This window comes from Planobispora longispora (assembly GCF_016863135.1).
Classification (GTDB): Bacteria; Actinomycetota; Actinomycetes; order Streptosporangiales; family Streptosporangiaceae; genus Planobispora; species Planobispora longispora.
This window is the reverse complement of sequence record NZ_BOOH01000068.1, coordinates 34,163-57,970: the sequence shown is the minus strand read 5'-3', so window position 1 is coordinate 57,970 and position 23,808 is coordinate 34,163. Positions and strand designations below refer to the sequence as shown.

Annotated in this window: 25 protein-coding genes; 15 read left to right on the top strand and 10 right to left on the bottom strand. The window is 72.7% G+C overall.

The window, feature by feature from the left end:
• Positions 1 to 64: 64 nt before the first annotated feature.
• Complete coding sequence (locus Plo01_RS37320; RefSeq protein WP_203895508.1) at positions 65 to 640, top strand: TetR/AcrR family transcriptional regulator; 576 nt, start codon at positions 65 to 67, stop codon at positions 638 to 640.
• A 78-nt stretch (positions 641 to 718) separates the two neighbouring features.
• On the opposite strand, the gene Plo01_RS37315 is transcribed toward Plo01_RS37320, so the two are convergent.
• Positions 719 to 1,327, bottom strand: a complete 609-nt coding sequence (locus Plo01_RS37315) for a TetR/AcrR family transcriptional regulator (RefSeq protein ID WP_203895507.1) — start codon at positions 1,325 to 1,327, stop codon at positions 719 to 721.
• A 458-nt stretch (positions 1,328 to 1,785) separates the two neighbouring features.
• On the opposite strand from Plo01_RS37315, the gene Plo01_RS37310 reads away from it, so the two are divergent.
• The 7 genes from Plo01_RS37310 to Plo01_RS37280 all read left to right on the top strand — a co-directional run bounded on the left by Plo01_RS37310 (position 1,786) and on the right by Plo01_RS37280 (position 9,488).
• Positions 1,786 to 3,417 (top strand): ABC transporter substrate-binding protein, encoded by a 1,632-nt coding sequence (locus tag Plo01_RS37310; protein WP_203895506.1) that lies wholly within the window; start codon positions 1,786 to 1,788, stop codon positions 3,415 to 3,417.
• A 2-nt stretch (positions 3,418 to 3,419) separates the two neighbouring features.
• Entirely contained in the window at positions 3,420 to 4,406 is a 987-nt protein-coding gene (locus Plo01_RS37305) for an ABC transporter permease (protein WP_203895505.1), read from the top strand.
• Positions 4,403 to 5,272, top strand: coding sequence for an ABC transporter permease (locus Plo01_RS37300; RefSeq protein ID WP_203895504.1), 870 nt, complete (start codon positions 4,403 to 4,405; stop codon positions 5,270 to 5,272). Before Plo01_RS37305 ends, Plo01_RS37300 begins: the two co-directional genes overlap by 4 nt.
• Entirely contained in the window at positions 5,269 to 6,297 is a 1,029-nt protein-coding gene (locus Plo01_RS37295) for an ABC transporter ATP-binding protein (protein ID WP_203895503.1), read from the top strand. Before Plo01_RS37300 ends, Plo01_RS37295 begins: the two co-directional genes overlap by 4 nt.
• Positions 6,298 to 6,311: 14 nt before the next feature.
• Positions 6,312 to 7,172, top strand: coding sequence for an ABC transporter ATP-binding protein (locus Plo01_RS37290; protein WP_203895502.1), 861 nt, complete (start codon positions 6,312 to 6,314; stop codon positions 7,170 to 7,172).
• Positions 7,173 to 7,258: 86 nt separating this feature from the next.
• Entirely contained in the window at positions 7,259 to 8,959 is a 1,701-nt protein-coding gene (locus Plo01_RS37285; protein ID WP_203895501.1) for a CocE/NonD family hydrolase, read from the top strand.
• A 22-nt stretch (positions 8,960 to 8,981) separates the two neighbouring features.
• Positions 8,982 to 9,488: a DUF3237 domain-containing protein gene (locus Plo01_RS37280; RefSeq protein WP_203895500.1), complete on the top strand. Its 507-nt coding sequence runs from the start codon at positions 8,982 to 8,984 to the stop codon at positions 9,486 to 9,488.
• A 146-nt stretch (positions 9,489 to 9,634) separates the two neighbouring features.
• Here Plo01_RS37280 and Plo01_RS37275 read toward each other — a convergent pair whose 3' ends face one another.
• Positions 9,635 to 10,282, bottom strand: coding sequence for a DUF4396 domain-containing protein (locus tag Plo01_RS37275; RefSeq protein WP_203895499.1), 648 nt, complete (start codon positions 10,280 to 10,282; stop codon positions 9,635 to 9,637).
• Positions 10,283 to 10,588: 306 nt separating this feature from the next.
• Positions 10,589 to 11,206 carry a DUF1707 SHOCT-like domain-containing protein gene (locus Plo01_RS37270; RefSeq protein ID WP_203895498.1) on the bottom strand — a complete coding sequence of 206 codons (618 nt, stop codon included), beginning with the start codon at positions 11,204 to 11,206 and terminating at the stop codon, positions 10,589 to 10,591.
• A gap of 195 nt (positions 11,207 to 11,401) precedes the next feature.
• Here Plo01_RS37270 and Plo01_RS37265 point away from each other — a divergent pair, with 195 nt between their 5' ends.
• The 4 genes from Plo01_RS37265 to Plo01_RS37250 all read left to right on the top strand — a co-directional run bounded on the left by Plo01_RS37265 (position 11,402) and on the right by Plo01_RS37250 (position 13,772).
• On the top strand, positions 11,402 to 11,833 hold the full coding sequence (locus Plo01_RS37265; protein ID WP_203895497.1) for a MarR family winged helix-turn-helix transcriptional regulator: 432 nt from the start codon (positions 11,402 to 11,404) through the stop codon (positions 11,831 to 11,833).
• On the top strand, positions 11,823 to 12,314 hold the full coding sequence (locus tag Plo01_RS37260) for a hypothetical protein (protein ID WP_203895496.1): 492 nt from the start codon (positions 11,823 to 11,825) through the stop codon (positions 12,312 to 12,314). The genes Plo01_RS37265 and Plo01_RS37260 overlap by 11 nt, the downstream gene beginning before the upstream one ends.
• 153 nt (positions 12,315 to 12,467) lie before the next feature.
• Positions 12,468 to 12,848 (top strand): BlaI/MecI/CopY family transcriptional regulator, encoded by a 381-nt coding sequence (locus tag Plo01_RS37255; protein WP_275415455.1) that lies wholly within the window; start codon positions 12,468 to 12,470, stop codon positions 12,846 to 12,848.
• Between the two features lie 6 nt (positions 12,849 to 12,854).
• A complete protein-coding gene (locus Plo01_RS37250; protein ID WP_203895494.1) occupies positions 12,855 to 13,772 on the top strand; it encodes a M48 family metalloprotease in 918 nt (305 codons plus the stop codon).
• 52 nt (positions 13,773 to 13,824) lie between these two features.
• On the opposite strand, the gene Plo01_RS37245 is transcribed toward Plo01_RS37250, so the two are convergent.
• From Plo01_RS37245 to Plo01_RS37230, 4 genes are all read right to left on the bottom strand, one after another.
• On the bottom strand, positions 13,825 to 14,325 hold the full coding sequence (locus Plo01_RS37245; protein ID WP_203895493.1) for a GNAT family N-acetyltransferase: 501 nt from the start codon (positions 14,323 to 14,325) through the stop codon (positions 13,825 to 13,827).
• A 29-nt stretch (positions 14,326 to 14,354) separates the two neighbouring features.
• Positions 14,355 to 14,705 carry a hypothetical protein gene (locus Plo01_RS37240; protein WP_203895492.1) on the bottom strand — a complete coding sequence of 117 codons (351 nt, stop codon included), beginning with the start codon at positions 14,703 to 14,705 and terminating at the stop codon, positions 14,355 to 14,357.
• Entirely contained in the window at positions 14,698 to 15,348 is a 651-nt protein-coding gene (locus Plo01_RS37235) for a winged helix-turn-helix transcriptional regulator (protein WP_203895491.1), read from the bottom strand. The genes Plo01_RS37240 and Plo01_RS37235 overlap by 8 nt, the downstream gene beginning before the upstream one ends.
• 175 nt (positions 15,349 to 15,523) lie before the next feature.
• Complete coding sequence (locus Plo01_RS37230) at positions 15,524 to 15,901, bottom strand: hypothetical protein (protein ID WP_203895490.1); 378 nt, start codon at positions 15,899 to 15,901, stop codon at positions 15,524 to 15,526.
• A gap of 87 nt (positions 15,902 to 15,988) precedes the next feature.
• On the opposite strand from Plo01_RS37230, the gene Plo01_RS37225 reads away from it, so the two are divergent.
• Both Plo01_RS37225 and Plo01_RS37220 read left to right on the top strand, forming a co-directional pair.
• Positions 15,989 to 16,318, top strand: coding sequence for a nuclear transport factor 2 family protein (locus Plo01_RS37225; protein ID WP_203895489.1), 330 nt, complete (start codon positions 15,989 to 15,991; stop codon positions 16,316 to 16,318).
• A gap of 213 nt (positions 16,319 to 16,531) precedes the next feature.
• Positions 16,532 to 16,969, top strand: coding sequence for a hypothetical protein (locus tag Plo01_RS37220; protein ID WP_203895488.1), 438 nt, complete (start codon positions 16,532 to 16,534; stop codon positions 16,967 to 16,969).
• Between the two features lie 76 nt (positions 16,970 to 17,045).
• Here Plo01_RS37220 and Plo01_RS37215 read toward each other — a convergent pair whose 3' ends face one another.
• The gene (locus tag Plo01_RS37215; RefSeq protein ID WP_203895487.1) at positions 17,046 to 17,648 is read right to left on the bottom strand and encodes a TetR/AcrR family transcriptional regulator; all 603 of its coding nucleotides are present in this window, start codon (positions 17,646 to 17,648) and stop codon (positions 17,046 to 17,048) included.
• A gap of 70 nt (positions 17,649 to 17,718) precedes the next feature.
• Between Plo01_RS37215 and Plo01_RS37210 the strand changes: the two genes are divergently transcribed.
• A complete protein-coding gene (locus Plo01_RS37210) occupies positions 17,719 to 18,213 on the top strand; it encodes an FBP domain-containing protein (RefSeq protein ID WP_203895486.1) in 495 nt (164 codons plus the stop codon).
• 66 nt (positions 18,214 to 18,279) lie between these two features.
• Here the strand turns inward: Plo01_RS37210 and Plo01_RS37205 are convergent, their stop codons facing one another.
• Positions 18,280 to 21,804: an AMP-binding protein gene (locus Plo01_RS37205; protein WP_203895485.1), complete on the bottom strand. Its 3,525-nt coding sequence runs from the start codon at positions 21,802 to 21,804 to the stop codon at positions 18,280 to 18,282.
• Positions 21,801 to 23,804: a non-ribosomal peptide synthetase gene (locus Plo01_RS37200; protein WP_203895484.1), complete on the bottom strand. Its 2,004-nt coding sequence runs from the start codon at positions 23,802 to 23,804 to the stop codon at positions 21,801 to 21,803. Before Plo01_RS37200 ends, Plo01_RS37205 begins: the two co-directional genes overlap by 4 nt.
• Positions 23,805 to 23,808: the final 4 nt, after the last annotated feature.

The window sequence follows — 23,808 nt, the reverse complement described above, 5'->3', positions numbered from 1 at the left end:
CGTCATGCAACGTTGATGTACAACGGTGTTGTATATCCGGTCCCTCTCTCGTTACCCTGCCGCCATGCCGGTGGAGATTGACATCACCCAGCGCCTCGCGGCCATCGCCGACGCCACCTTGGAGATCGTGGCGACGGAGGGCATCGACGGGGTGACCATAAGAGCCGTGGCCAGGCGGATGGGCGGCTCCACGACGCTCGTCACCAACTACCTGCCCACCCGTGAAGCCCTGCTGCGCAACGCCATCGAGCACGCGCTCGCGTCCTGGGACGCGGAGGTGGGGCAGGTCGCCGGGGAGGCCACCGCGGGGGAGCGGCTGTCCGACGTCGTCCGCTGGGCGTGCTCGACCGAGGGCAACGACCAGGTGCTGCGCCGGCTCTTCATGGAGGTCCTCGGCCGCGTCGGCCCGGAGTCGGAGGCGTCCCAGGTCCTGCGGGAGGACTCGCGGCAGAACCGCGACCTGCTGGCCGACGCCGCCCGCGACGCGGGGGCGGCCGACGCCGCGTTCGTCGCCGACGTCCTGCATCTCATGCTCCGCGGTTTCTACTTATCCAGTCTGGAAGATCCCGAGCGCTGGACCAGCGAGCGGGTCGCCCCGCTCATCGAGCGGCTCGTCCGGCTGCTGACCGCATCCTCATAGTCCTTTCCGCTCCCATCCCGTAGAAAGGTGCCGCGGATGGATCCGAACGAACACGCGCCCTGCGGCGGCCGTCCCGTCTCAGCGGCCCGCGGCCTGCCCTGCGCGGTCCGCCCGGAGCGCCTCGATCATCTGCATGGCCAGGACCTTCAGGCCCGCGGGGCGCGATGCGGGAAACGGCAGCGGCGCCAGGGTGGAGTGGCCGAAGGCCATGCAGATGAGGGCATAGGCGAGCTGCAGGCTCTCGGCCGACTCGCAGCCGGGCACCGCCTCGCGGATCGTCTTGGCGATCTCGCGCTCCAGCCGGCTGTAGCTGTCGTAGATCCGGCCGCGGAGCCGGACGTCGTGCATCGCCCCGCTGATGAGCGCCTCGATGACGAGATCGTCCTCGTTGCGCGCCATCTGCGGCCCGAAGAGGAAGTCCACGAGCGCGCGCAGCTGCGCGTCCGGCGCGAGACCGGTCAGGGCGGCGTGCGTCGCCTCGAAGTACGGCGTGATGACGTGGTCCCACAGGGCGTCGATGAGCTCGTCGCGGTTGCCCACGTAGTGCCGGATGTGCGAGCGGCTCATGCCGGCCGCGGCGGCGATCCGCTCCTGCGTGCTCCCGGCCAGGCCGTACCTGGCCACTGACTGGGCGGCCGCCCGCAGGATCTGCTCGCGCCGCTCCTCGGCGAGGCTGGGTCTCCCCACCTGATCCCCTTCACCTCAATAGTTTTGCACTTATAACAATCAACTTACTTTCCAGCGTAGCACCGTGATCCATTCGGGGGAGTTCGCGAATCCGGCCGGTCCCGCCGGCGCCGCGACCCGCCCCGAACGGCCTGCTCATGCAGGGTGCCCGGGGTGTCGGTCCCGGGGCCCGACGTCGCCATTCGCAATCCCGGTGGCGGCGGCACCCCGCCCGCCGAGGTCCGGTGTTCACCGCACTCTTCCCGGCCGCCTATTTTTGTTTTGCAGTATTGACAATCAATTGATGAACAACCACGCTAAGTGGCACGACCTGGGTATCGGGTCCGCTCACCTCCACCGCGCAGACGCGGCAGGTTGATCGCCTCGCGCCGCACCGCGCCGCAGCCGGGGATCAGCCCCTCTTTCATTCGGCGACGCAGATCGTCTCGGCCCGCATCCGCATCACGAAGGGTCCCCCCATGACACGTCCCCGCCTGGCCGCCCTCACCGCGGTCCTCGCCGGCGCCTGCACGCTCGCCGCGTGCTCGAACAACGCCGGCAGCGGCGGCCCGGCCGCCGAGCAGGCCACCGCCCCGGTGGTCACCACGTCCGTCCCGGCCCCGACCAAGAACGTCGAGGCCGTCACCTGGAACCTCGCCACGGGCGAGCCCGCCACACTGGACCCCGCCATGGCCGGCGTCGAGTCGATCAGCACGGTCGTGGCCAACATGTGCGAGGGCCTGTTCACCCTCGGCCCGGACTACCGGCTCCAGCCCGCCCTGGCCACCGGGTTCACCCACCCGGATCCGCTCACCTACGTGATCAGCCTGCGCGAGGGCGTGACGTTCTGGGACGGCAAGCCGGTCACCGCCGAGGACGTTCTCTACAGCGTCAAGCGCATCCTCGACCCCGAGCTCGGCTCGTCGTGGATCGGCTGGGCGGTGAACCTGGACACCATCGAGGCCACCGGCGGCAACGAGATCACCGTCAAGCTGAAGAAGCCGGACGTCATGATCCCGAACTTCTTCGCCATGCCCGCCTTCTACGTCGTGCAGAAGGACTTCACCGAGGCCGCCGGCCGCGACTTCGGCACCGCCAAAAGCGGCGTGATGTGCACCGGCCCCTACACGTACGGCTCCTGGACCCAGGGTCAGGACGTCAAGTTGACCCGCAACGACGCCTGGTGGAACACCGAGGTCAAGCCCAAGATCAAGGATCTGCGCTTCACCTTCGTCGCCGACCCCTCCGCCCAGACCGCGGCGCTGGCCAGCGGTGACGTGGACGGCCAGTTCATCGTCCCGCGCGCCGCCCACGAGCAGCTCGCGGCCAAGGGCAACATGCTGTTCGGCACGAGCCTGTCGCCCACGTTCCTGGCGGTGCTCAACCCGGACGGCGCGCTCTCCGACCCCGCCACCCGTCAGGCCCTGCAGGCCCTGATCGACTACAAGGGCATCATCGGCTCGGTCTACCAGGGTACGGCGCAGCCGCTGCGGGCTCTGGTCCCGCCGGCGGCCTGGGGCTACGGCAAGGAGGTCTTCCAGGCGGAGTACGACAAGCTGCCCGAGCCGGTCCAGGACCTGGAGAAGGCCAAGACTCTCGTCGGCCAGTCCGCCAAGGCCAAGGAGAAGATCGTCCTGGCCTACACGACGGCCAGCGAGGAGGAGACCCGGATCGCCACCGCGATCGCCGACGCGGCCACCCAGGTGGGCATGGACATCGAGCTGAAGCCCCTCACCGGCGAGCAGTTCGGCGCGATCTTCGCCGCCCCGCAGGCGCGCGCGGGCCTGGACCTCTTCCTGGTGACCGGCTACCTCGACTTCCCCGAGCCGCTCTCGTACTACCAGTTCTTCACCAGCAGCAGTTTCTACAACTTCCCCGGATACAAGAACAAGGACTACGACACCGCGGTCTTCACCGCGATGGTCACGGAGGACCCCGCCGCCCGCGCCCGCGAGGTGGCCAAGGCACAGGCCCTCATGGCCAAGGACCTGGTCAACATCCCGATCGCGACGCAGTACGTCAACGTCTACTACGGGCCGGAGCTGACCGGTCTCGTCCCGCGGCAGAGCTACCTCGTCACTCCGTGGGCGACCACCCTCGGCGGTGAGTGACGATGAAGCGCACACTCGCGGACCGGAACAGGAAGCGCACGTTCGCGGGCTGGATCGGCAAACGTGCTCTCGGCGGAGTCCTCACCGTCCTGCTCGCGTCGATCCTCATCTACGGCGCGCTCCGGCTGGCCCCCGGAGACCCGGTCCTGGCGATGACCGGCGGCCGCCGCCTCACCCCGGACCAGGTCGAGGCACTGCGCCACCGTTACGGGCTCGACCAGGGCTTCATGCAGGGGTACCTGGCCTGGATCGGCGACGCGCTCCGCCTGGACTTCGGGACGTCGATGAACTACCAGACCAGCGTCACCTCCCTCATCACGAACCGGCTCGGCGTGTCCGGCGTGCTGATCCTGTACTCGGCGGTCCTGGCGATCGTGTTCGGCTTCGCGGTGGCGCTGGCGTCCGCGGTCAAGGGCGGCCTGGTCAACCGGGTGGCGGGCATCGTGGCGGCGGTCACCACCGCCACGCCGACGTTCGTGTCGGCCATCGGGCTCCTGGCGCTCTTCTCGGTCGGCCTCGGCTGGTTCCCCGCCACCGGCGCGGGCACCGGCCTGGCCGACCGGCTCTGGCACCTGACCCTGCCCGCGGTCGCCATGGCGATCGTCGCCTTCGGCGTCCTGGCCCGGGTCGGCAACGCGGCGTTCGCCGAGGAACTGCGCCGCGAGCACGTGGAGGTGGCGCGCAGCCGCGGGGTGAGCACCGCCGCCGTGATCCGCAGGCACGTGGTGCGCAACGCGCTCGCGCCGATCCTCACGATCATCGGGCTGCTGTTCGCGAGCCTGTTCGTCGGCACCGCCGTCGTCGAGACCGCGTTCGGCCTGGACGGCGTCGGTTCCCTGCTGGTCAGCTCCGTGTCGCGGCGCGACTTCCCCGTCGTGCAGGGCATCGCCCTCATCGCGGTCCTGCTGTTCGTGGTCGTCAACACGCTGGTGGACCTGGCGATGCCGTTCATCGACCCGCGCGTGACGGTGGGAGGACCCGGCCGATGACCCTGACGATTCCCGCGCTCCGGGCGCGGAGCGCCAAGAGGCGCCGGCGGCGGCCGCTCATCGTCTCGCTCGCGGTGGCGTTCCTGATCCTCGTCGCCGCCATGGGGCTGCTGGCCCCCGTGCTCGCGCCGCACTCCCCGGACGCCACGAGCCTGCTGAACTCCCTGCTGCCCCCGGGCGCCGAGGGGCACTGGCTGGGCACCGACTCCACCGGCCGGGACGTGCTGTCCCGGATCATGTACGGAGCCCGGCTCTCGCTGCTCGCGCCCCTGGGCGTGGTGCTGCTGTCGGGGCTGCTCGGGACCGCGATCGGCCTGCTCGCCGCCCGCGCGGGGGGCTGGGCCGACGCCGTGCTCTCGCGCGGCATGGACATCGTCTTCGCCTTCCCCAGCATGCTGCTGGCGATGCTCGTCGTGGCGGTGTTCGGACCGGGGCTCACCGCTCCGATCTGCGCCCTGGCCGTCAGCTACACGCCCTTCGTGGGCCGCGTCGTGCGCAGCGTGGCGATCCAGGAGGGGACGCGGCCGTACATGGAGAGCTACCGCGTCATGGGCTTCGGCGAGCTGTGGGTGACGCTCCGCCACCTGCTGCCCAACGTGGTGCCGGTCCTCGTCGCGCAGAGCACCCTGGCCTTCGGCTACGCGCTGGTGGACCTGGCCGCCCTGTCCTACCTGGGCCTCGGCGTACGGCCGCCGGACGCGGACTGGGGCTCGATGATCAGCCAGGCGCGCAGCGCCATTCTCCAGGGGGAGCCGTGGAGCGGGCTGCTGCCCGGCCTCGTGGTCCTGTTGACCGTCGTGAGCGTCAACGTGCTGGGCGAGCACATCGGCGGGTCCATCGGCCGCAAGCAGAGTGAGGGAGCGTGAAGGTGCTCGCGAAGAAGACGCTGGCGCGCAAGGGGACCCCGGACGGGAGAGCCGAGGACCGGCGGGACGCCCTCGGCATCTCGGGCTTGAGCCTGGCCGTCGGCACGGGCGAGAGGGCGATCCCCCTGCTCGCCGACGTCACCGTCCGGGTGGGCCGGGGGGAGACCGTCGGCCTGGTCGGCGAGTCCGGCTCGGGCAAGTCGCTGACCGCCAGGGCCGCCCTGGGCATGCTGCCCCGCGGCGCGCGCGCCACCGGCGGCGTCACGGTTGCGGACGTCGACGTGCTCGCCGCCGGGCGCAGGCAGCTGCGCGACCTGCGGCGCACCCGAGCCTCGATGATCTTCCAGGACCCGCGGGCGTCGATCAACCCGGTGCGCCGCATCGGCGACTACCTCACCGAGGGGCTACGGGCCCGCGGCGTGCCCGCGCGCGCCGCCGCCGAGCGGGCGCGGGACCTGCTCGACCAGGTCGGCATCCGTGACCCGAAGGGCGCGATGCGGCGCTTCCCGCACGAGTTCTCCGGCGGAATGCTGCAGCGTGTCGTGATCGCCGGGGCGCTGTCGACGGAACCGGAGCTGCTCCTGGCCGACGAACCCACCACCGCCCTCGATGTCACCACCCAGGCCGAGGTGGTCGGGCTGCTGAAGGACATGCAGCGGGTCCACGGCACCGGCATGCTCTTCGTGACGCACGACCTCGACCTGGCCGCGGCCATCTGCGACCGCGTCTACGTCATGTACGCCGGGCGCATCGTGGAGGAGGCCGCCAGCGCCTCCCTCTTCGCCGCGCCCGCGCACCCGTACACCAGGGCGCTGCTGGAGGCGAGCCCGTCGGTGCACGGCGAGAAGGCGGAGATCAAGGCCATCACGGGACGCCCGAGGGCGCTCGCCGAATCGCCGTCCGGCTGCTCGTTCCGCGACCGCTGCCCGCTCGCCGGCGACGAGTGCGCCGGGACCGTGCCCGCCCACCGCCCGCACGGGACGTCCCTCGTCGCGTGCGTCCGCCCGGAACAGGTGACCCCGTGAACGCAGGTGACTCCATGAACGCAGGCGACCTCGTGGACACGGGCGGCTCCGTGAACGCGGGCGGCTCCGTGAACGCGCCCGTGCTGAGTGTGACGTCCCTGGTGAAGAAGTTCGGGCACTTCACCGCGGTGGACGACGTGAGCTTCGAGCTGATGCCCGGCGCCTCGCTCGGGATCGTCGGCGAGTCGGGATCGGGCAAGACGACCACGGCCCGCATCCTCGCCGGGCTCGAGCAGCCGACCTCGGGGACCGTCGCCCTCGACGGCGAGGTCATCGAGGGACATTCACGCCGCGCGCGTCTCCGGCACGCCCGCCGGCTTCAGATGATCTTTCAGGACCCGTACAGCTCCTTCGACCCCCGTCAGACCATAGCCCGGTCCATCGCGGAACCCCTGCGGCTGCACGCGCCGGGCTCCAGGAAGGAGCACCAGGCCCGCGTCGACGAGCTCCTGGACCAGGTCGGGCTGAGCCGCCGCGCGGGGGAGTCGCTCCCGCGCGACCTGTCCGGCGGGCAGCGGCAGCGGGCCGCGATCGCCCGCGCGCTCGGCATCGCGCCGCGCGTCCTGGTGCTGGACGAGGCGGTCGCCGCGCTCGACGTCTCGATCCAGGCCCAGATCCTCACCCTGCTCGACCAGCTGCGCCGGGACACCGGCATCTCGTACGTCTTCGTCAGCCACGACCTGGCGGTCGTGCGCTACATCACCGACACGTCCATCGTGATGCGGCACGGCCGCATCGTCGAGCGCGGCGAGACCGAGCAGATCCTGCGCGGTCCCCAGCATCCCTACACCCGCCTGCTGCTCGACTCGATCCCCTCGCCGGACTGGGACCTCGACCGGGTGGTTCAGGACCGCCGCGCGCTCGACCTGCGCTGAGACCCCGCCGCGCCGCTCCCGCCGTCCTCCTCGCCCCTCCTCGTTCCCTCTCGCTTCCCTCGCTTTCCGAACCACGGAGACATCACGTGCTGACCATCAACAAGGTAGGTCCGGGCGCCGTGCCCCAGGACGCCGAGCAGGTCATGATCCCCATGCGGGACGGGGTCCGGCTGGCCGCCGACGTCTACCTCGCCGGCGCGGCGGATCCGGCCGCGGCGCGCCCGCAGGCCGTCGTGCTGGTCCGCCTGCCGTACGACAAGAACGGCGTCTACTGCTTCATGCCCGTCATCAGCCGTTACTTCCTGGACAGGGGCTACCACGTCGTCGTCCAGGACGTCCGGGGCAAGTACCGCTCGGAGGGGGCGACCGAGTTCGGTCTCCACGAGGTCGAGGACGGGCACGACACGATCCGGTGGATCACCGAGCAGCCGTGGTGCGACGGGGACGTCGTCATGTGGGGGGACTCCTACTACGGCTACACGACCATCGCCGCGGCGATCGGCGGCCACCCCGCGCTCAAGGCCATCGCGCCCCGCGTCACGGGGTCGCAGCTGTCGATGGTGCTGGAGTACGGCGACGGCACGCGGGACGTCGAGCAGACGGCCCGGAAGTTCTACTTCGCCTCCCACTACGTGGACGCCGACCGCTACGAATGGGCGCCCGACTGGAGCGGGCGCCCGCTGCGGGCGACGTTCGAGCGGTTCTTCGAGCAGATCGGGAAGCGCTCGGCCAACTTCGACGCCGAGTTCACGGGCGGGTCCCGGTTCGTCCCGCCCCCGGTGAAGGCGCTGGTCGAGAGCCGTCCCGTCCCGGCCCTGTACACGATCGGCTGGTTCGACAACTGCGCGATCTGGTCCTGGCACGACGTCCGCGCCCTGGCACGGGACCCGGAGTGGGCCGAGCGCCTCTACCTCCGCCTGGAGGCCATCGACCACGAGAACTACTGGCTGGGCCACGCCCCCGTCGCCCCGGGCGACGACCACGGCGCCGACCCCGCCGCCCTCGACCGGATGCTGCCCCGGTACCTCGACCCCGCGATCGAGTTCTTCGACGCCGTCCTCGGCCGCTCCGGCGACCTGGCGGCGCTGCCCCGCGTGCGCTACGAGGTCTGCCACGGAGAGTGGAACGAGAGCGACACCTGGCCGCCCCGGCAGGCGTCCGACCTCGAGTACTACCTGTCCCCGGGCCTCTCCCCGCGCCTGACCACCGAGGCGGCGCCGGAAGAGAGCCTGCTGCGGTGGACCCACGACCCGTCCGACCCGGTCCCCTCGGCCGGGGTGAACCCCTTCGCCTCCCTGTTCGACCGGTCGGACCTGAGCCCCGTTGGTCAGCGCGAGGACGTGCTCCGCTTCACCGGTCCCGCCGCCGGGCAGGACACCGACCTGATCGGCACGGTCACCCTGCTGCTGCGGCTCACCGCCCCCGCCGGCGCGCACGTCCACGCGCGTCTGCTGGACACGGCGCCCGACGGGGCCGCGTTCCTCATCGCGAAGGGGCAGGTACGGCTCGACGTTCCCGCGGCGGGGGAGGAAACCGTCGTGGACCTGCAGAGCATCGCCTACCGGCTGCGCGCCGGGCACCGTCTCGCGCTCGACATCATGAGCAGCGACTTCCCCGACTACGTGCCCGAAGCCCCCGACGGAACCGACCCGTGGGACAGCCTGCCCGGCGAGCCGGTCACCAGGGAGATCGCCCTGGGCGGCCCTCGCCCCTCCTGCCTGCGCATCGGCGCGTGGCAGCCCGAACAGCTGCGGCAGGCGCACGGGCGCCGCGGTGACAATCCCTGACACCAGTCCCATGGAGCCGAACATGCCTGACACCATTTCCAAGGAGCCGAACATGCCTGAGGGCCACGCCTCATTCACCCCCGCCCTGACCTTCGCGTTCGAGATCCGCGCCGAGCTCTCTCCCACCCTGCACGTCGGGCACGGAGACGGCGAGAAGACCGAGTTCACCCCGATCATCGGCGGAACGGTGGACGGCCCGATGCTGCGCGGGACCGTCCTGCCCGGTGGCGGTGACTGGTCGAACACCCGCGGCCGCGTCTGCGAACTGGACGCCCGCTACCTTCTCCGGGCGGAGGACGGCGCCGTCATCGACATCGTCAACCGCGGGTACTACCACGAGGGCGGGCAGAGCCCCGACCAGTACGACGGCGACCTGCAGGTCTCCGCGGCCGGCGTGTACTACCGCACCTCGCCCACCTTCCGCACCGACGCGCCGGCGCACCGGTGGCTCGCCGAGACCGTCTTCGTCGGTCTCGCCCGCGCGGAGAGAGAGGACGTCGTCGCCATCCGCATGTACGCCCTGGCCTGAGAGGCGGCAGCGGGACCGCGCAGCGGCAGGGGCCGCAGCGGGGACGGAGCCGTGCGGCGGCAGCGGGGGAGTCGCGCGGCGACGCCCTCTGGGCTGCGGATGCGCAACTCGGCTCCGCCCCGCGACGGGGGAGGAGCCGGTGGCGATCAGTGGTGGTAGGCGTGGACGACGGCGTGGCCCTTGCCCCGGCCGATGATCCACTTGTTGACCGGGGTGGTGACCAGGAAGGCCACCAGGAAGGCGAAGGCCAGCGCCCCCCAGAACAGGCCGCTGGTCAGACCGGCGTCCATCGCGCCGGGGATGACCAGCATGACGCCGTTGTCGACGATCTCCATCACGATGATGGAGACGGTGTCGGCGGCCAGGGCGAGCTTGACGGCGGCGCCCCAGGCCACCCCGGCGCGGCGCAGCGGGATCAGGGTGAGCAGGTAGCCGAAGAAGAAGGCCAGCGCGACGGCCGTGGCGATGGTGGGCGCGGTGGACCAGCCCAGCGCGGTGCCGATGACCAGGCCGAGGACCTCGCCGATGGCGCATCCGGTGAGGCAGTGCAGGGTGGCCGAGGCGGCCATCCGCCAGGTCGTCTTCGCGGGGTGGTCCGCGTGCGCGTGGTGCCCGTGCTCCCCGTGCCCGTGTCCTTCGTGTCCGCGGTGCTCGTCGTGGCTGCGGTGCTCGTCCTGTCCGCCGTGCCGCGCGTGGTCGTGCTGCCCGTGATCGTGGTGCTGCCCCTCGTGCCGCCCGTGGCCGGGGTGTGCCCCGTGCCCCGGGTGCTCGGTGCGCTGTATCGGTTCCGCCATGGCGGTCGCCTCCTCCGTCGATCGGAACTGACATGCCCAAGATATACCCCCTGGGGGTATGAGGCAAACGAACTTTCGGAGGGCGGCGTCATCCGGGAATCCGCTATCGGCGGGACGTCCGTACGGGGAGGGGGTATGCCTGACCGTCCGTGCCGAGGCGCGGGAGGCGGCCGCATCCGGCCGGTCTGTGCGGCCTGGGGGTGAGCCCTACGGGTTTCGGCTCGGTCCGGGATGCGGGAGAGCCGCTCCTCCGGCCGGCGGGCGACAGGCGGCGATCCCGGTCAGGGGCGGTCGCGGCGTGAGCCCTCAGGGGAGCGGGCGGCGGCGCAGCCAGTCCCAGAAACTGCGGCGCGGCCGCCGGACGACGACGTTTCCGCTCTTCACCGAGCCCGACACAGTGATCAGCAGCTTGACCGGCGTGCCGGGGTCGAGCCGCACGCGCTGCCGGACGGTGCCGCTGCGGACCGTGACGCTGTCGACGTCCGCCGCCACGCCGGGCGGCACGATCACCAGCAGCTGGCCGCTGCCGATCGTGACCGAGAGATCCAGGGCCGGCTGCGCGATGACGGCCTGGGTGAGGTCGAGAACCGCATGCCCGCTGCCGATCTCCACCTCCATGCGGCGCGGCACCGTCCACACCCCGTCCCGCCGGATGTGGCCGCTGCCGGTCTTCAGCTGGATGAGCTCCTTGGAGACCGGGACGGGGGTCCGGGCGGCGGCGCCGGAAGCGGCCGGCAGGTCCCGCAGGACCACTTCGAGCTCGCCGTACGTGCGCGCGGCCAGTGCCACCTCGAGTCGCTCGCCGAGCTCGTCCATCGTGAGACGGCCGTCGCCGGCGGCGACTCTGAGCTGCTCCACGACCTGATCGCGCTCCTCGTGTGAGACGCGGAGGTCACGGCGTTCCGGCACCAGATCACCCGACATGCCGCGAAGTATAGTGCGCCCGGACCGAAAACCGGGATCTTGAAGGCCGTTCGTGCTCGATTCGCAGGGGGACTCCGGGGGAGGACCGCCCGGACGCGGGGAAACTCCGGCGAGTGATCGTATGGTCGATCCAGATGGTTGCGTAGTCGAACCAGATGGTTGTTTAGCTGAACCAGATGGTTGTATGGTCGAACCATGTCCGATGAGGCGTCAGATCTTCAGGAGGCCGTGGCCCGGTTCGTCCGCGTCTTCGGCCTGCACCAGCCGGACCGCACCCCGTGCGGCACGCCGGTCCCGACCTCCGAGGCCCACGCGCTGGGCGAGCTCGCCCACGAGGGGGAGCTGCGGCAGGTCGAGCTCGTGCAGCGGCTGCGGCTGGAGAAGAGCACCACCAGCCGCATCGTCACCCAGCTGGTCCGGCGGGGCTGGGCCGAACGGAGCGCCGCCCCCGACGACGGCCGCGGCGTTCTGGTGCGGCTCACGCCCCAGGGCCACCAGGCCGCCCAGAACCTGGCCGCCGCCCGCCGGGCCCGCTTCGGCGCCGCGCTGGAGCGCATCCCCGCCGGCGAACGCGACGCGGTCCTGCGCGCGCTCGCCCTGCTCACGGAGGCCGTCGATGAACCGTAACCGCATCGCGATCATCATTACCGCCGTCATCGTCGCCGCGGCGGCGGCGATCGCACTGATCACGCTGACCGGCGAGGACCGCCGGCGGGAGGTGGCGGCCAAGGGCCGCACCGTCATGCCGTTCGACCTGGACCGCACCACACACCGGTTCACCAAGGCCGGCGACGGGGGAGTGCAGACCGTCACCGCCGACGATCCCGCCGACGCCTCGCAGGTCCGCCTGATCCGCGAGCACCTCACCGAGGAGGCCGCCCGGTTCGGCCGCGGCGACTTCGGCGACCCCGCCTCCATCCACGGCGAGCGGATGCCGGGCCTGCGCGAGCTGTCGGCCGGCTACCGGCGGATCGCGGTCTCCTACGAGGAGCTCGCCGACGGCGCCGGACTCACCTACACCACCTCCGACCCCGCCCTGGTGACGGCCCTGCACGCCTGGTTCGACGCCCAGGTGAGCGACCACGGCGAGCACGCCGAGCACGGCTGACAGCGGTTTCCCCGACGCGGGGAGGCGGGACCCAATATTGTCCGGATGAGGACAAAGCCGCGACTTCGTGACAGGCGGCGGATTATGTGACGGGCAGCGGATCCAACGCTCCGGGATCCGGCGCGCCGACGAACCGCAGGAGGGTGAGGCGGGATGGGAGGGTTCGGGCCACTCGAACAGGCGATCATGGATGGGCTGTGGGCGGCGGGCCGCCCGCTCTCGGTCCGTGAGCTGCTGGCGCCGGTCAACGAGGGGAGGGAACAGCCCCTGGCCTACACGACGGTCCAGACCGTCGCCGACCGGCTCGCCCGCAAAGGCCTCCTGACGCGCAGCCGCAGCGGCGTCGCGTTCGTCTACGCGCCGGTGCGCACCCGCGAGGAGCACGTCGTCGCCGTCATGCTCGCCGCCCTGTCCGATCTTCCCGACCGCGGTCCCGTCCTGGCGAGATTCGCCGAGAGCGTCGAGCCCGGTGACGCGCAGCGGCTCCTCGACGCGCTGACCGGCCGGTCCTCCCGTCCCGGCGAAGACGGGTGAGTCCCGGTGGCCGGGAACATCGTGGCGCTGGCCGTCCTCGCCTATCTGACCGGGCACGTGACTGGCCCCGCGCTGGCCCGGGCGAGGTGGACGCGCCGCCATCCGGCCGTCGCGGTGGCGCTGTGGACCAGCGCCCTGGCCGGCGCCGTCCTCGTGCTGCTGACGCTGCTGATCCTGCTGCTGGCCTGGCCGCCGGGACCGCTGCACACCTGGATCGAGCACCTCCGCTCCTGCCTGCCCGGCCACGCTCACACCGGGGAGCTGGGCACGCTCGCGGTCGCCGCCCTGTCGGCGGGGGTCGTGGCGTGGGGGCTGGGCCGGGGGACGGCCCGCGTGAGCCGTACGATCGCCGGCCGCAGGAAGCACCGTGAGATGGTCAGCCTGGTCGCCCGCCATCCCGAGGAGCCGGCCGACGTCCGCCTGATCGAGCATCCCGCCCCGTTCGTCTACTGCCTGCCCGGTCGGTTCCGGCCGATCGTGATGACCACCGGGACCCTGGAACGGCTCGACGCGCTGCAGGTCGCGGCCGTACTGGAGCACGAACGCGCCCACCTGCGCCACCGCCACCACCTGCTGCTGGCCGTGGTCGACGCCCTGGGCACCGCGCTGCCCTGGTCGCGCACCGTACGGCGGGCCCGTGCCGAACTGCCCGCCCTGGTGGAGATGGCCGCCGACGACGCCGCCGCCCGCCGCCACGGCCCGGTCCCGGTGATCGGCGCGCTGCGCCTGCTCGCCCCCGCCCCGCTCCAGCCCCGCGACCTGGGGGCGAACGCCGGTCCCCGGCAGCGGCTGGAACAGCGGATCGCCCGCCTCGAGCGGGGGACCTGCGCCTGCCGGTCATCGGCGAGCGCCACGGCCGCGCTGCTCATGACGCCGCTGCTCGGCGCGGTGCTGATCGCCGTCCTGCTGCGGCTCTCCTGCTGATCTCCGGTGCGGGGGCCGCCGGCGCGCGGCGCGACGCCGCCGGCCGGGTGGCTCAGCGCGTCCTGCGGTAGCGGACCAGCGGGCCGAGCACGCCGGGCACCACCGCGAACGGGGTCATGCCGAGCCGGACGACGACCGCGACCGACGCGGCGTTGCCCTCGTCGATCTCGGCCAGCACCTCGGGCAGCCCGAGAGGGCCCAGGGCGTGGTCGACCACCGCGCGGGCGGCCTCGGTGGCGTAGCCCCTGCCCCACACGGCGGGGGCCAGGCTGTAGGTGATCTCCAGGCCGAGGTCGTCCAGGGGGCGCAGCCCGGCCGTGCCGGCCAGATCGCTCCCGCCCGCCTCCCGGATCAGCCACAGACCGTGCCCGGCCGTGGCGAAGCCCCGGAGGCTGTCCTCGATGGCCGAGGTGACCTGCTCGGGGGTCAGGACCGTCCCGTCGAACATGAACCGCCGGACCTCCGGTGTGGTCCAGTGGGCCAGCAGCCCGGCGTGGTCGCGCGCGGCGACCGGACGCAGGACCAGGCGCTCCGTCGTCAGGACGTGATTCACAGCCGCCAGATTACCGGCCGCACGGGCGGTCAGCTCGATCGTCGCAGGGAGTCGACGTACCGGTGGGCGTCGCGTGCCACGTTCCGCCACAGCGCGAGCGTCGCCGTATCGCTCTCCCGGGCCGGGAACGCGACCCATTCGCGCATGGTCCGCTCTCCCATGGTCACCTGTTCGGCGATTCCCGCGTCGACGAGCCGCCGGGCCCGATCCCGGGGGAGTTTCGCGATGAGCCGTCCGCCATGGCCGAGGAATACGAAGATCTTGTCGCCGGTGCGGAGCCCCGGGTTGCGGAACATCGTCCCCAGGACGACGTCCGGCTCGTGGCCGAAGTCCGCGGCGATCTCCTCGAGCAGCCCAAGCGCGTCGTGGCCGTCAGGCATCGGTTCGTCCTCTGTCCGGTAGAAGGCGCTGGAGCGCCGCCGCGGAGCCGTCGACGACCAGCCCCTGGGCCCGGGCCGCCGGCAGGGGCATCTGCCCGGCGAAGAGCGCGACGAGCACCTGCGGCGGCGCCGTGATCGTCGCGTCGGGGCGCCGCCCGGCCGCGCAGGGCCGCACGTCGACCCGGCCGTGCTCGGCGATGATGTCGCAGCCGTCGTACAGGTCGCCGACGCGCACGGTGACGGCCGGCTCGCCGGGCGCGCCGTCGCGGCACAGATGGCGCAGGGGCAGCGCGAACCAGTGCACCCGGAACTCGTCGCCGTCCGGCGGACCGATCATCAAGGGCGCGCCCCAGCGGGTCAGCTCGCGCACCACGCCGACGAGGTCGCGGCCGCGGTCGGTGAGGTCGATCAGTGTCGCGGCGGCCGGGGGCGGCTGGTCGTGCCGGGCGATCAGCGCGGCCGACTCCATCTCGCGCAGGCGATCGGCCAGCAGGTTGCTGGCGATGCCGGGCAGGCCGCGCCGCAGGTCGGAGAAGCGGCAGGGGCCTTGGGTGAGGAGCTCGCGGACGATCAGCAGGGTCCAGCGGTCGCCGACCAGATCCAGGGCGCGTGCCATCGAGCAGTACTGGTTGTACGAGCGCACGGACTCCAGCCTAGCGAAGGTGGTTGAGATTCTCTACTAGGCGATTTACTTTCTCAACCATCCGAGGCCGCGCCGGAGAACGACTCGACCCGCGATCGCGGCGGGTCCGGCGTCTCCGACGCGTTCGCCGGGGACCGCGTGACTCCCGTCCGGAGTCCTGCTCGGCGTCCCGCTCTCACCGGCCCATGGCCGCGACCAGCGCCTTCCAGTCGTCCGGGTGCGACATGGCGCGGTTGGCGACCGACTTGCGCTTGCCGTTCGCCATCCGGAGCACCAGGCGGCCGCCCTCCAGTGCCAGCGTCTGCCGGTCGTCGACGAGGAAGTCGCGCTTGGCGGGGCCGATCATGGCGTACGTCGTGACTCCGCCGGGGTAGACGGAGAAGAACGTCCTGCGGAGGGAGAGGAAGCCGACGATCAGGAAGAAGATCGAGAAGATGATGAAGACGGTGAAGGTCCCGAGGAGCAGCAGCCAGATCTGGAGGACCGCGCCTATGCCGCCCAGGACGATGAACATCCAGCCGAGAACGGGGTTGTACCTGACGTCCATGGTCATGGTCACGAAGCCTGCCAGACGCGTTCGGGTCGCCGTCAACCCCGGGCGGTGTCCTGCTCCGGACGACGGTCTGGGATGCTGTGCGGCATGACCGCCACACCTTCCGATCTCGCCCAGCGCCAGCTCGACGCCTACAACGCCCACGACCTCGACGCCTTCCTCGCGTGCTACGCGGAGGACGTCCTCGTGCTCGGCGGCGACGAGGTGCAGGGCAAGGGCCACGACTACCTGCGCGAGCGGTACACGCCGCAGTTCAGCGCCAAGTCCTGCCGTGCCGACCTGCTGGGCCGGGTGGCCGAGGGCGACTGGGTGGTGGACCACGAGCACGCGGTCGGAACCTCGCGCGGCGACTTCGACCTGCTGGTCTCCTACCGGGTCAGGAACGGTGTGATCGACCGCGTGATCTTCATGTCCTGAGGCTCCCGCGAGACGTCGCCGCCCGGACGCCGCCGGGCGGGCCTGCTTGATCGTCACGGGTTGCGGCGGCAGCGCCGCGACCCGTATGCGTGGGCGGAGGTCGGCCGGGATGCCCGTCCGGCATGTGTGCAGAAATACCTGGAACGTTCCAGCCGGTCGGCGTCCCCTGTCCGGTGCAAGGACGTCATCACGGCACACGGAAGGGAGCCGAACATGCTCCGCGTGTTCATGTCCGTCGTATTTCTCACCGCCGCTCTGTCGGCCGGTACGGCCGCGCCCGCCGGCGCCCGGGCGAGCGGGTGCGAGGTCGTCGTCATCGCGGTGACCGCCGGCGACATCCAGGAGGACGCCGCGGGATTCGACGAGATCTGGGTCAAGGTGGCCGGTTCCTGGTTCCCGACCTACCTGCGTTCCATCCGCGTCAACGAGGGCCAGACGCTCACCAACTCCGATCTGAACAACCCCAGGGCCACCAAGGCGTCGGTGACGGTGTCGATCCACGAGGACGACCCCTGGCCCAAGGCCAACGACGTGCTCGGGTCGTTCACCGAGGACTGCTCGGACGGCGGCACGGGACCGGGCGGAGCCGTGCAGACCGTCGGGAGCGGCGGGGTCAGCTACACGGTGAGCTACTTCGCCCGCCCGGTCTAGGAACCGGGACGCGTCCGAACGCGTCCGGAGCGCGCGGATCTTCCGCGCGGGATCCGGGCCCCGCGCCGTCCGGACGTCACGGTTCCCCTCCGTCCGCCGCGTGGGGCGACGGATCCGTGGGCCAGTTCTCCAGCAGGGTGTGGAGCGCCAGGAGGGCCCGCTCCCAGGAGGCGCGCACGTCCCGGGAGTGGCTGAACCCGCCGTTGGCCTCCAGGGTGACGTAGCCGTGGAAGGCGCTGCGCAGCAGGCGGCCCGCGTCGGTGAGATCCGGTTCGCTCAGCCGGTACGCGCGCAGCATCGCGTGGGTGAGTTCGACGGTGCGGGCGTAGGCGGCGGACGCGGCCAGGACGGCGGGGGCCAGCGGGATCTGGGTCGCCGCGTAGCGGCCGGGACAGGCCAGCGCGTACTCCCGGTACGCGTCGGCGAACGCGGCGAGGGCCTCGAATCCGGCCCGCCCCGCGACCGCCGCGGCGATGCGGTCGGCGAGCTCGCCCGCCGCCAGCAGCGCGACCCGTTCCCGCAGGTCCTGAAGGCTCCGGATGTGCGAGTACAGGCTGGGGTCCTTGACCCTGAGGCTCCGCGCCAGCGCGGACACGGTCAGGTTCTCGAACCCGACGGTGTCCGCGAGGTCCGCCGCCGCCCTCGTCACACTCTCGGCCGTCAGTCCCGCACGGGCCATGCGCCGCCTCCGCTTCCTAGAGAGAAAAAGCTGTTGCCTAGTATCTCTAGGAAGCGTAGCGTTCCGCGCCATGCAGGCAGTGAGTGAGCGGGAAATCCGCACGTCGTTCGTCAACTGCTCCAAGGGGGAGGCCTCGCGGCTGGCGCTCCCGCGGGACCTGGCCGGACAGCCCTGGGACGACCTGGACTTCCTGGGCTGGCGCGACCCGGGAGCGCCCGACCGCGGCTACCTCGTCACCGGACACGGCGGCGAGATCGTCGGCGTGGCGCTCCGCCTGGCCTCCCAGCAGCGCGGATACCTCCACCGCGGCATGTGCTCCCTGTGCCTGACCACGCATCCCGGCAGCGGCGTCTCCCTGATGGCCGCCCGGCGGGCCGGCCGGGCCGGCCGCGACAGCAACTCGGTCGGCGTGTACATCTGCACCGACCTCTCCTGCTCCCTCTACGTGCGCGGCAAGAAGCTCCCGGAGCTGGGAGGACGCCTCCAGGAGACCCTCACGGTGGAGCAGCAGATCGATCGCACCAGGGCCAGGCTGTCCGCGTTCCTGGACAAGGTCATGGCGTGAGCCGGAGAGGAGTGCGGGCCGCGAGGAGGGTCTCCGAACGGGTACGGCGGGCCGCGCCGTACCCGCTCACGGAGTCCGGCCGAGCAGGGCGACCGCCTCCTCGTCGGTGAGGGCGGACAACTCCTCGACCAGCAGGTCCTCCACCGCCGTGGCGAGAGCCGCGACCGTGCGGTGGGCGAACACCGTCCGGATCGGCACCTCCAGCCCCGTCTCGGCGCGCAGCCGGGCCGTGATCCTGGTCGCCAGCAGCGAGTGGCCGCCCAGGTCGAAGAAGTCGTCGAACGCGCCGACGGAGGTGACGCCGAGCTGCTCCGACCAGATGCCCGCCACCAGGCGCTCCGCGTCGGTCCGGGGCGGCACGTGCGCCGCCCGCCCGGCGGAGGCCCGTCCCGGATCCGGGAGCGCGGCGCGGTCGATCTTCCCGCGGGGGGTGAGCGGCAGCTCGTCGAGGCGCACCCAGAGGGTCGGCACGAGGTGGCGGGGGAGGAGCCCGCCCAGGTGGGCGCGGAGCTCGTCCGGAGCGGCCGTGCCGGTGACGTAGGCGACGAGGTCGTCGCCCCGGGCGGTGACGTGGGCCTGACCCACCGCCGGGTGGGCGAGCAGGTGGCTCTCGACCTCGCCGGGCTCGATCCGGAACCCGCGGACCTTGACCTGGTCGTCGAAGCGTCCGAGGAACTCCAGCCGCCCGTCGGCGCGCCAGCGGGCCCGGTCTCCGGTGCGGTAGCGGCGCGCGCCCGGCGGGCCGTACGGGTCGGGCACGAAGGCGGCGGCGGTGAGCGCGGGACGGCCGAGGTACCCGCGCGCCACCCCGGCCCCGCCGACGACCAGCTCTCCCACGGCGCCCGGCGGCAGGGGCTCGCCCCGCGCGTCGAGCACGTGGACGGAGGTCGCCCCGACGGGCACGCCGATCGGCACCCTGCCGGCGGCCACACCGGAACCGCGGAGCTCGCGGAGCTCGCGGAGCTCGCGGAGCTCGAGTTCCGTGAGCTCCCCAGATCCCGCGAGGTCCTCAGACTCGGCAGGCCACGTGAGGTGCGCGGACTCGGCGGGGCCCGCGAGGTCCCCGGACTTCGCGAGGGCGGAGGGCTTCGCCGGGCCCGCGAGGTCCGCCGTCGTGGCGATGACCGTGGTCTCGGTCGGGCCGTAGGTGTTGACGAGCCGGACGCCGTCGCCGAAGCGGGCGCGCCAGCGGCCCACGGCGGCCGAGGAGACCTGCTCCCCGCCGAGGATCACCAGGCGGAGGGCGGGCGGCCAGGAGATCGTCCCGATCGCCTCCACCATGCGGTGCCAGTAGGCGGTGGGCAGGTCCAGCACGGTGATCCCGGCGCCCGCGGGAGAGGCGAGCAGGTCGGGCAGGGTCGCGGCGCCGTCGGGCAGCAGCACCAGGGCGGCTCCGGCCACGAGGGTGGGGAACACCTCCTCGACGTGCGCGTCGAAGCTCAGCGACGCGAACTGCGTGACGCGGTCGCCGGGGCCCAGGCCGTACTCCCGCCGCATCCACCGCACGCGGGCGGCCACGCTGCGGTGCTCCACCAGCACACCCTTGGGCAGGCCCGTGGACCCGGAGGTGGAGATGACGTAGGCGGCGTCCGCGGGGTGCGGCTCCACGCTCACGACGGCCTCCGCGTGGCTCACGGGGGTCGCGTGACCCGCAGGGGACGTCTCCGGCGTCTCCGCGGCCGGGGCCGTCTCGGCGGGGTCGATCACGACGGCGGACTCCGGGCCGTCCAGGGCGATGAGGTACGGCGGCCTGTCACCCGTCCGCGCCAGGTTCTCCAGGGCGGAGACGAGCCGCTCGTCCGGATCGTCCGGGTCGAGCGGCAGGTAGGCCGCCCCCGCGAGCCAGACCGCGAGGAGCGAGACGATCGCCTCGATCGAGCGGGGCAGGCGGACGCCGACGATGTCGCCGCGCCGTACCCCGCGCAGGCGCAGGGCGGCGGCGAGCCTCTCCGCCCCGGCGTGGAGCTCGCGGTAGGTGACGGACCGGTCGCCGCAGACGACCGCGACGGCGTCGGGGTGCAGCCGTACGGCGGCGGCGATCAGCTCGGGCACCGAGGGATCGGACTCCGCCAGCTCCCCGGACTCCGCCGACCCTCCGGGCTGCCTGGACGCTCCGGGCTCCGCGAAATCTCCGGGCTGTCCGGACTGCCCGTGCTCCGTGAGCTGTCCGGGCTTCGGGGGCGCCGCGGGCATCGCCGTGCCGTTCCCGGCCAGCTCCCGGATCACCGCGTGGTCGCCGTCGGTCCAGATCCGCAGCTCCGCGATCGGCGTGGACGGGCCGGCCGCGATCGACTCCAGCAGGAGGCCGAAGCGGGCGGCCAGCCGCCGGATCGTCGCGGGGGCGACCATCCCGGGATCGTGGCAGAACGACACGATCAGCTCGTCGCCGTCCCACCAGGCCTCGGTGAGCAGGTCGTTCTTGACCTGCCGGTAGCCGTCGGCGAACCCCGACACCGCCAGGTCGCCGAAGGCCGGGGCCGCGCCGGCGTTCTGGTTGTGCAGGATGAACATGGTCGGCATCAGCGTGCCCAGCGGGGGCCCGATCCGTTCGAAGGGGACCCCGGGCCGGCCGAGCGCCTCCAGGGCCTCGGCCCGGGTCCGGCCGAGCAGCTCGGTGAACGGGGGGTTCCCGCTCAGGTCGCCGCGGAGGACGACGGTCTGGGCGACGTACCCGACCAGCGGCTCCAGCTCGACCCGGTCGCGTCCGGCGACCGCCGTGCCGACCAGGACGTCCTCCTGGCCGGTGTGCCGGGACAGCAGCACCTGGTAGGCCGCCATCAGCACCGCGAACAGCGTGGTCCGCCGCTCCCTGGCCAGCCGGTCCAGTTCGCCCGTCACCGCGGCGTCCACCCGGATGTGGTGGAACGCGCCGTGCCCCGGCCGGACGTCCTCGCGGAGGCGGTCGAAGGGCAGCTCGGGCGAGGGCGGATCGGCCAGTTTCCCCTGCCAGTACGGCACCGCCCGCTCGACCCTGCGGCGCTGCCAGCGCGCGTAGTCGCTCGGCTGGACGGGCAGCGGCCGCAACCGCGGTTCCCGCCCCCGGACGCGGGCCGTGTAGCAGGCGGCCAGGTCGTCGAGGAGCACGTTCAGCGACGACCCGTCGGCGACGATGTGGTGGAGCGTGAAGCAGAGCACGTGGTCGTCGGCGGCGAGCCTGATCAGGGTGACCCGCGCGGGCGCCCCCGCCGCCAGGTCGAAGGGGGCGTTGACCCGCTCGGCCACCAGCCGCTCGGCCTCCTGCGGCCCGTCTGCCGCCAGCCGTTCGAGGGCCGGCGACCCCGATGAGTTCAGCGAGTCCGGGGACCCCGGCGAACCAGGTGATCCCGGCGAGCCCGGGGACCCTGGCGAGTCACCGGCCTCCGCGGGCTCCGCGGGCTCCGCGACCGCCCACGGCACGCCGTCCACCTCCACGAAGCGGGTGCGCAGGCTCTCGTGCCGGGCCACCAGGTCGGCGAGCGCCCCGCGCAGCGCGTCCTCCTCGAGCGGGCCGCGCAGCCGCCGTACGAGGTACACGATGTAGGAGGCGTCGTCGGGATCCATCCGGTGCAGGAGCCAGAGCCGCTCCTGCGCGGGGGAGAGCGGCGCCCTCATGCGCCCGGCGCCAGTTCGTCGAAGAGGGCTTCCAGGTCCTCGGCGCTGAGGCCGTCCAGCTGGTCGCGGAGCGCGGCGACCTCGGCCAGGTCCAGGTCGTCGGGGTCGAGGAGGTCCATCTCCCGGGCCAGCCCCGCGACGGTGGGGTGCTCGAAGAGCAGCGCGATCGGCACCGTGACCGCGAAGCGCTCCTGGATCCTGGCGATGATCTGGGTGGCGGTCAGCGAGTGCCCGCCGAGGTCGAAGAAGTCGTCGTCGGCGCCGACCGGCTCGGCGATGCCGAGCACCTCGGCCCACATGACGGCTAAGTCAGACTCCAGGGCGCCTCGGGGTTCCCGGTAGGCGGCGGTCGCGGCCCTGGTCCACTTGGGGCGGGGCAGCGCCGCGCGGTCGAGCTTGCCGTTGGGCGTGAGGGGCAGGTACTCCAGCACGCTCAGGTGCGCGGGGACCATGTACTCGGGCAGGCGCTTACGCAGCCGTCCGCGGAGGTCGGGCCAGAGTCCGGCGGGTACGGGGAGCGTCTCGGGGACGATGTGGGCCACCAGCCGGGGCAGCCCGTCGGGGCCCTCGCACGCGCTGACGGCGGCCTGCCGTACGCCGGGCAGGGAGCGCAGGACGGTCTCGATCTCGCCGAGCTCGATCCGGAACCCCCGGATCTTCACCTGCTGGTCGGCGCGGCCCAGGTACTCCAGGCGGCCTGCGGGCGTGATCCGGACGAGGTCGCCGGTGGCGTACATGCGGGCCCCGGGCCGGTCGGCGAAGGGGTCCGGGAGGAAGCGGTCGGCGGTCATCGCGGGCATGCCGTGGTAGCCCCGGGCCACCCCGGCCCCGCCGATGTGCAGCTCGCCCACCTCCCCGGGCGGCACCGGCAGGCCGTCGGGGCCCAGGACGTGCAACTGGGTGCGCGCGATGGGCTCGCCCAGGTCGACGGCCGCGGGCGACGGAGCGACGAGGCCCGCCGAGGACCACACGGTCGTCTCCGTCGGCCCGTAGACGTTCCACAGCCGGACCCCGCCCGCGTGCGGGGCGTCCCCGCCGGGCACGCCGTTGCGGGGTGCGCCGCCGAGCAGGGCGTCGGCCAGGTCGCGGGGGAGCGCCTCGCCGCCGCACAGGCGGGTGCCGATCCCCTCCGGGACCCCGCCGGACTCCACCAGGACCCGCCAGCCCGCCGGGGTGGCCTGCATGACCGTGACCCCCTCGGCGATCGCGCGCTCCCGCAGGGCCCGGCCGTCCGCGGTCCCCGCGGCGACGACCACGCGCGCGCCGCAGGTCAGGGGGAGCAGCAGTTCCAGGACCGAGATGTCGAAGGACAGGGTGGTCACCGCGAGCCAGACGTCTCCGGGGGTCAGCTCCAGGCGGGCCGCGAAGGACTCCAGCAGGTTGACCACCGCGCCGTGCGGGACCGCCACGCCCTTGGGGCGGCCGGTGGATCCGGAGGTGTACATCAGGTAGGCCAGGTCGTCCGCGGCGGATCCGGTGGCGGAGGCCGAGGTCGTGCCGGTGGCGGAGGGCGAGGTCGTGATGGCGGAGGCGGGGGTCGTGATGGCGGAGGCGGGGGTCGTGATGGCGGAGGCGGGGGTCGTGATGGCGGAGGCCGTACCGGCCGGGAGGGAGGCGACGCCGCCGGGGGAGAGTTCGATCACCTCGGCCACGCCCTCCAGCAGGGCGCGGTCCACCCCGGGCTGGGTCAGCACCAGGCCGACCCCCGCGTCCTCGCGCGTCAGCGCGAGCCGGTCGGCGGGGAAGGCGGGGTCGAGCGGGACGTACGCGCCGCCCGCGGCCCAGACGGCCAGCACCGCGACGAGTATCCCGCTCGTGCGCTCCAGGCAGAGCCCGACGGGGATCTCGGGCCCCACGCCCCGCTCCCGAAGCACCGCCGCCAGGTCGTCCGCGCGCCGCCACAGCTCGCCGTAGGTCAGCTCGCCGTCGGGCGCGCGTACGGCGACCGCGTCGGGCGTGCGCTCGCACCACCGCCGGATCAGATCCAGTGTCGTCCCCATGTGG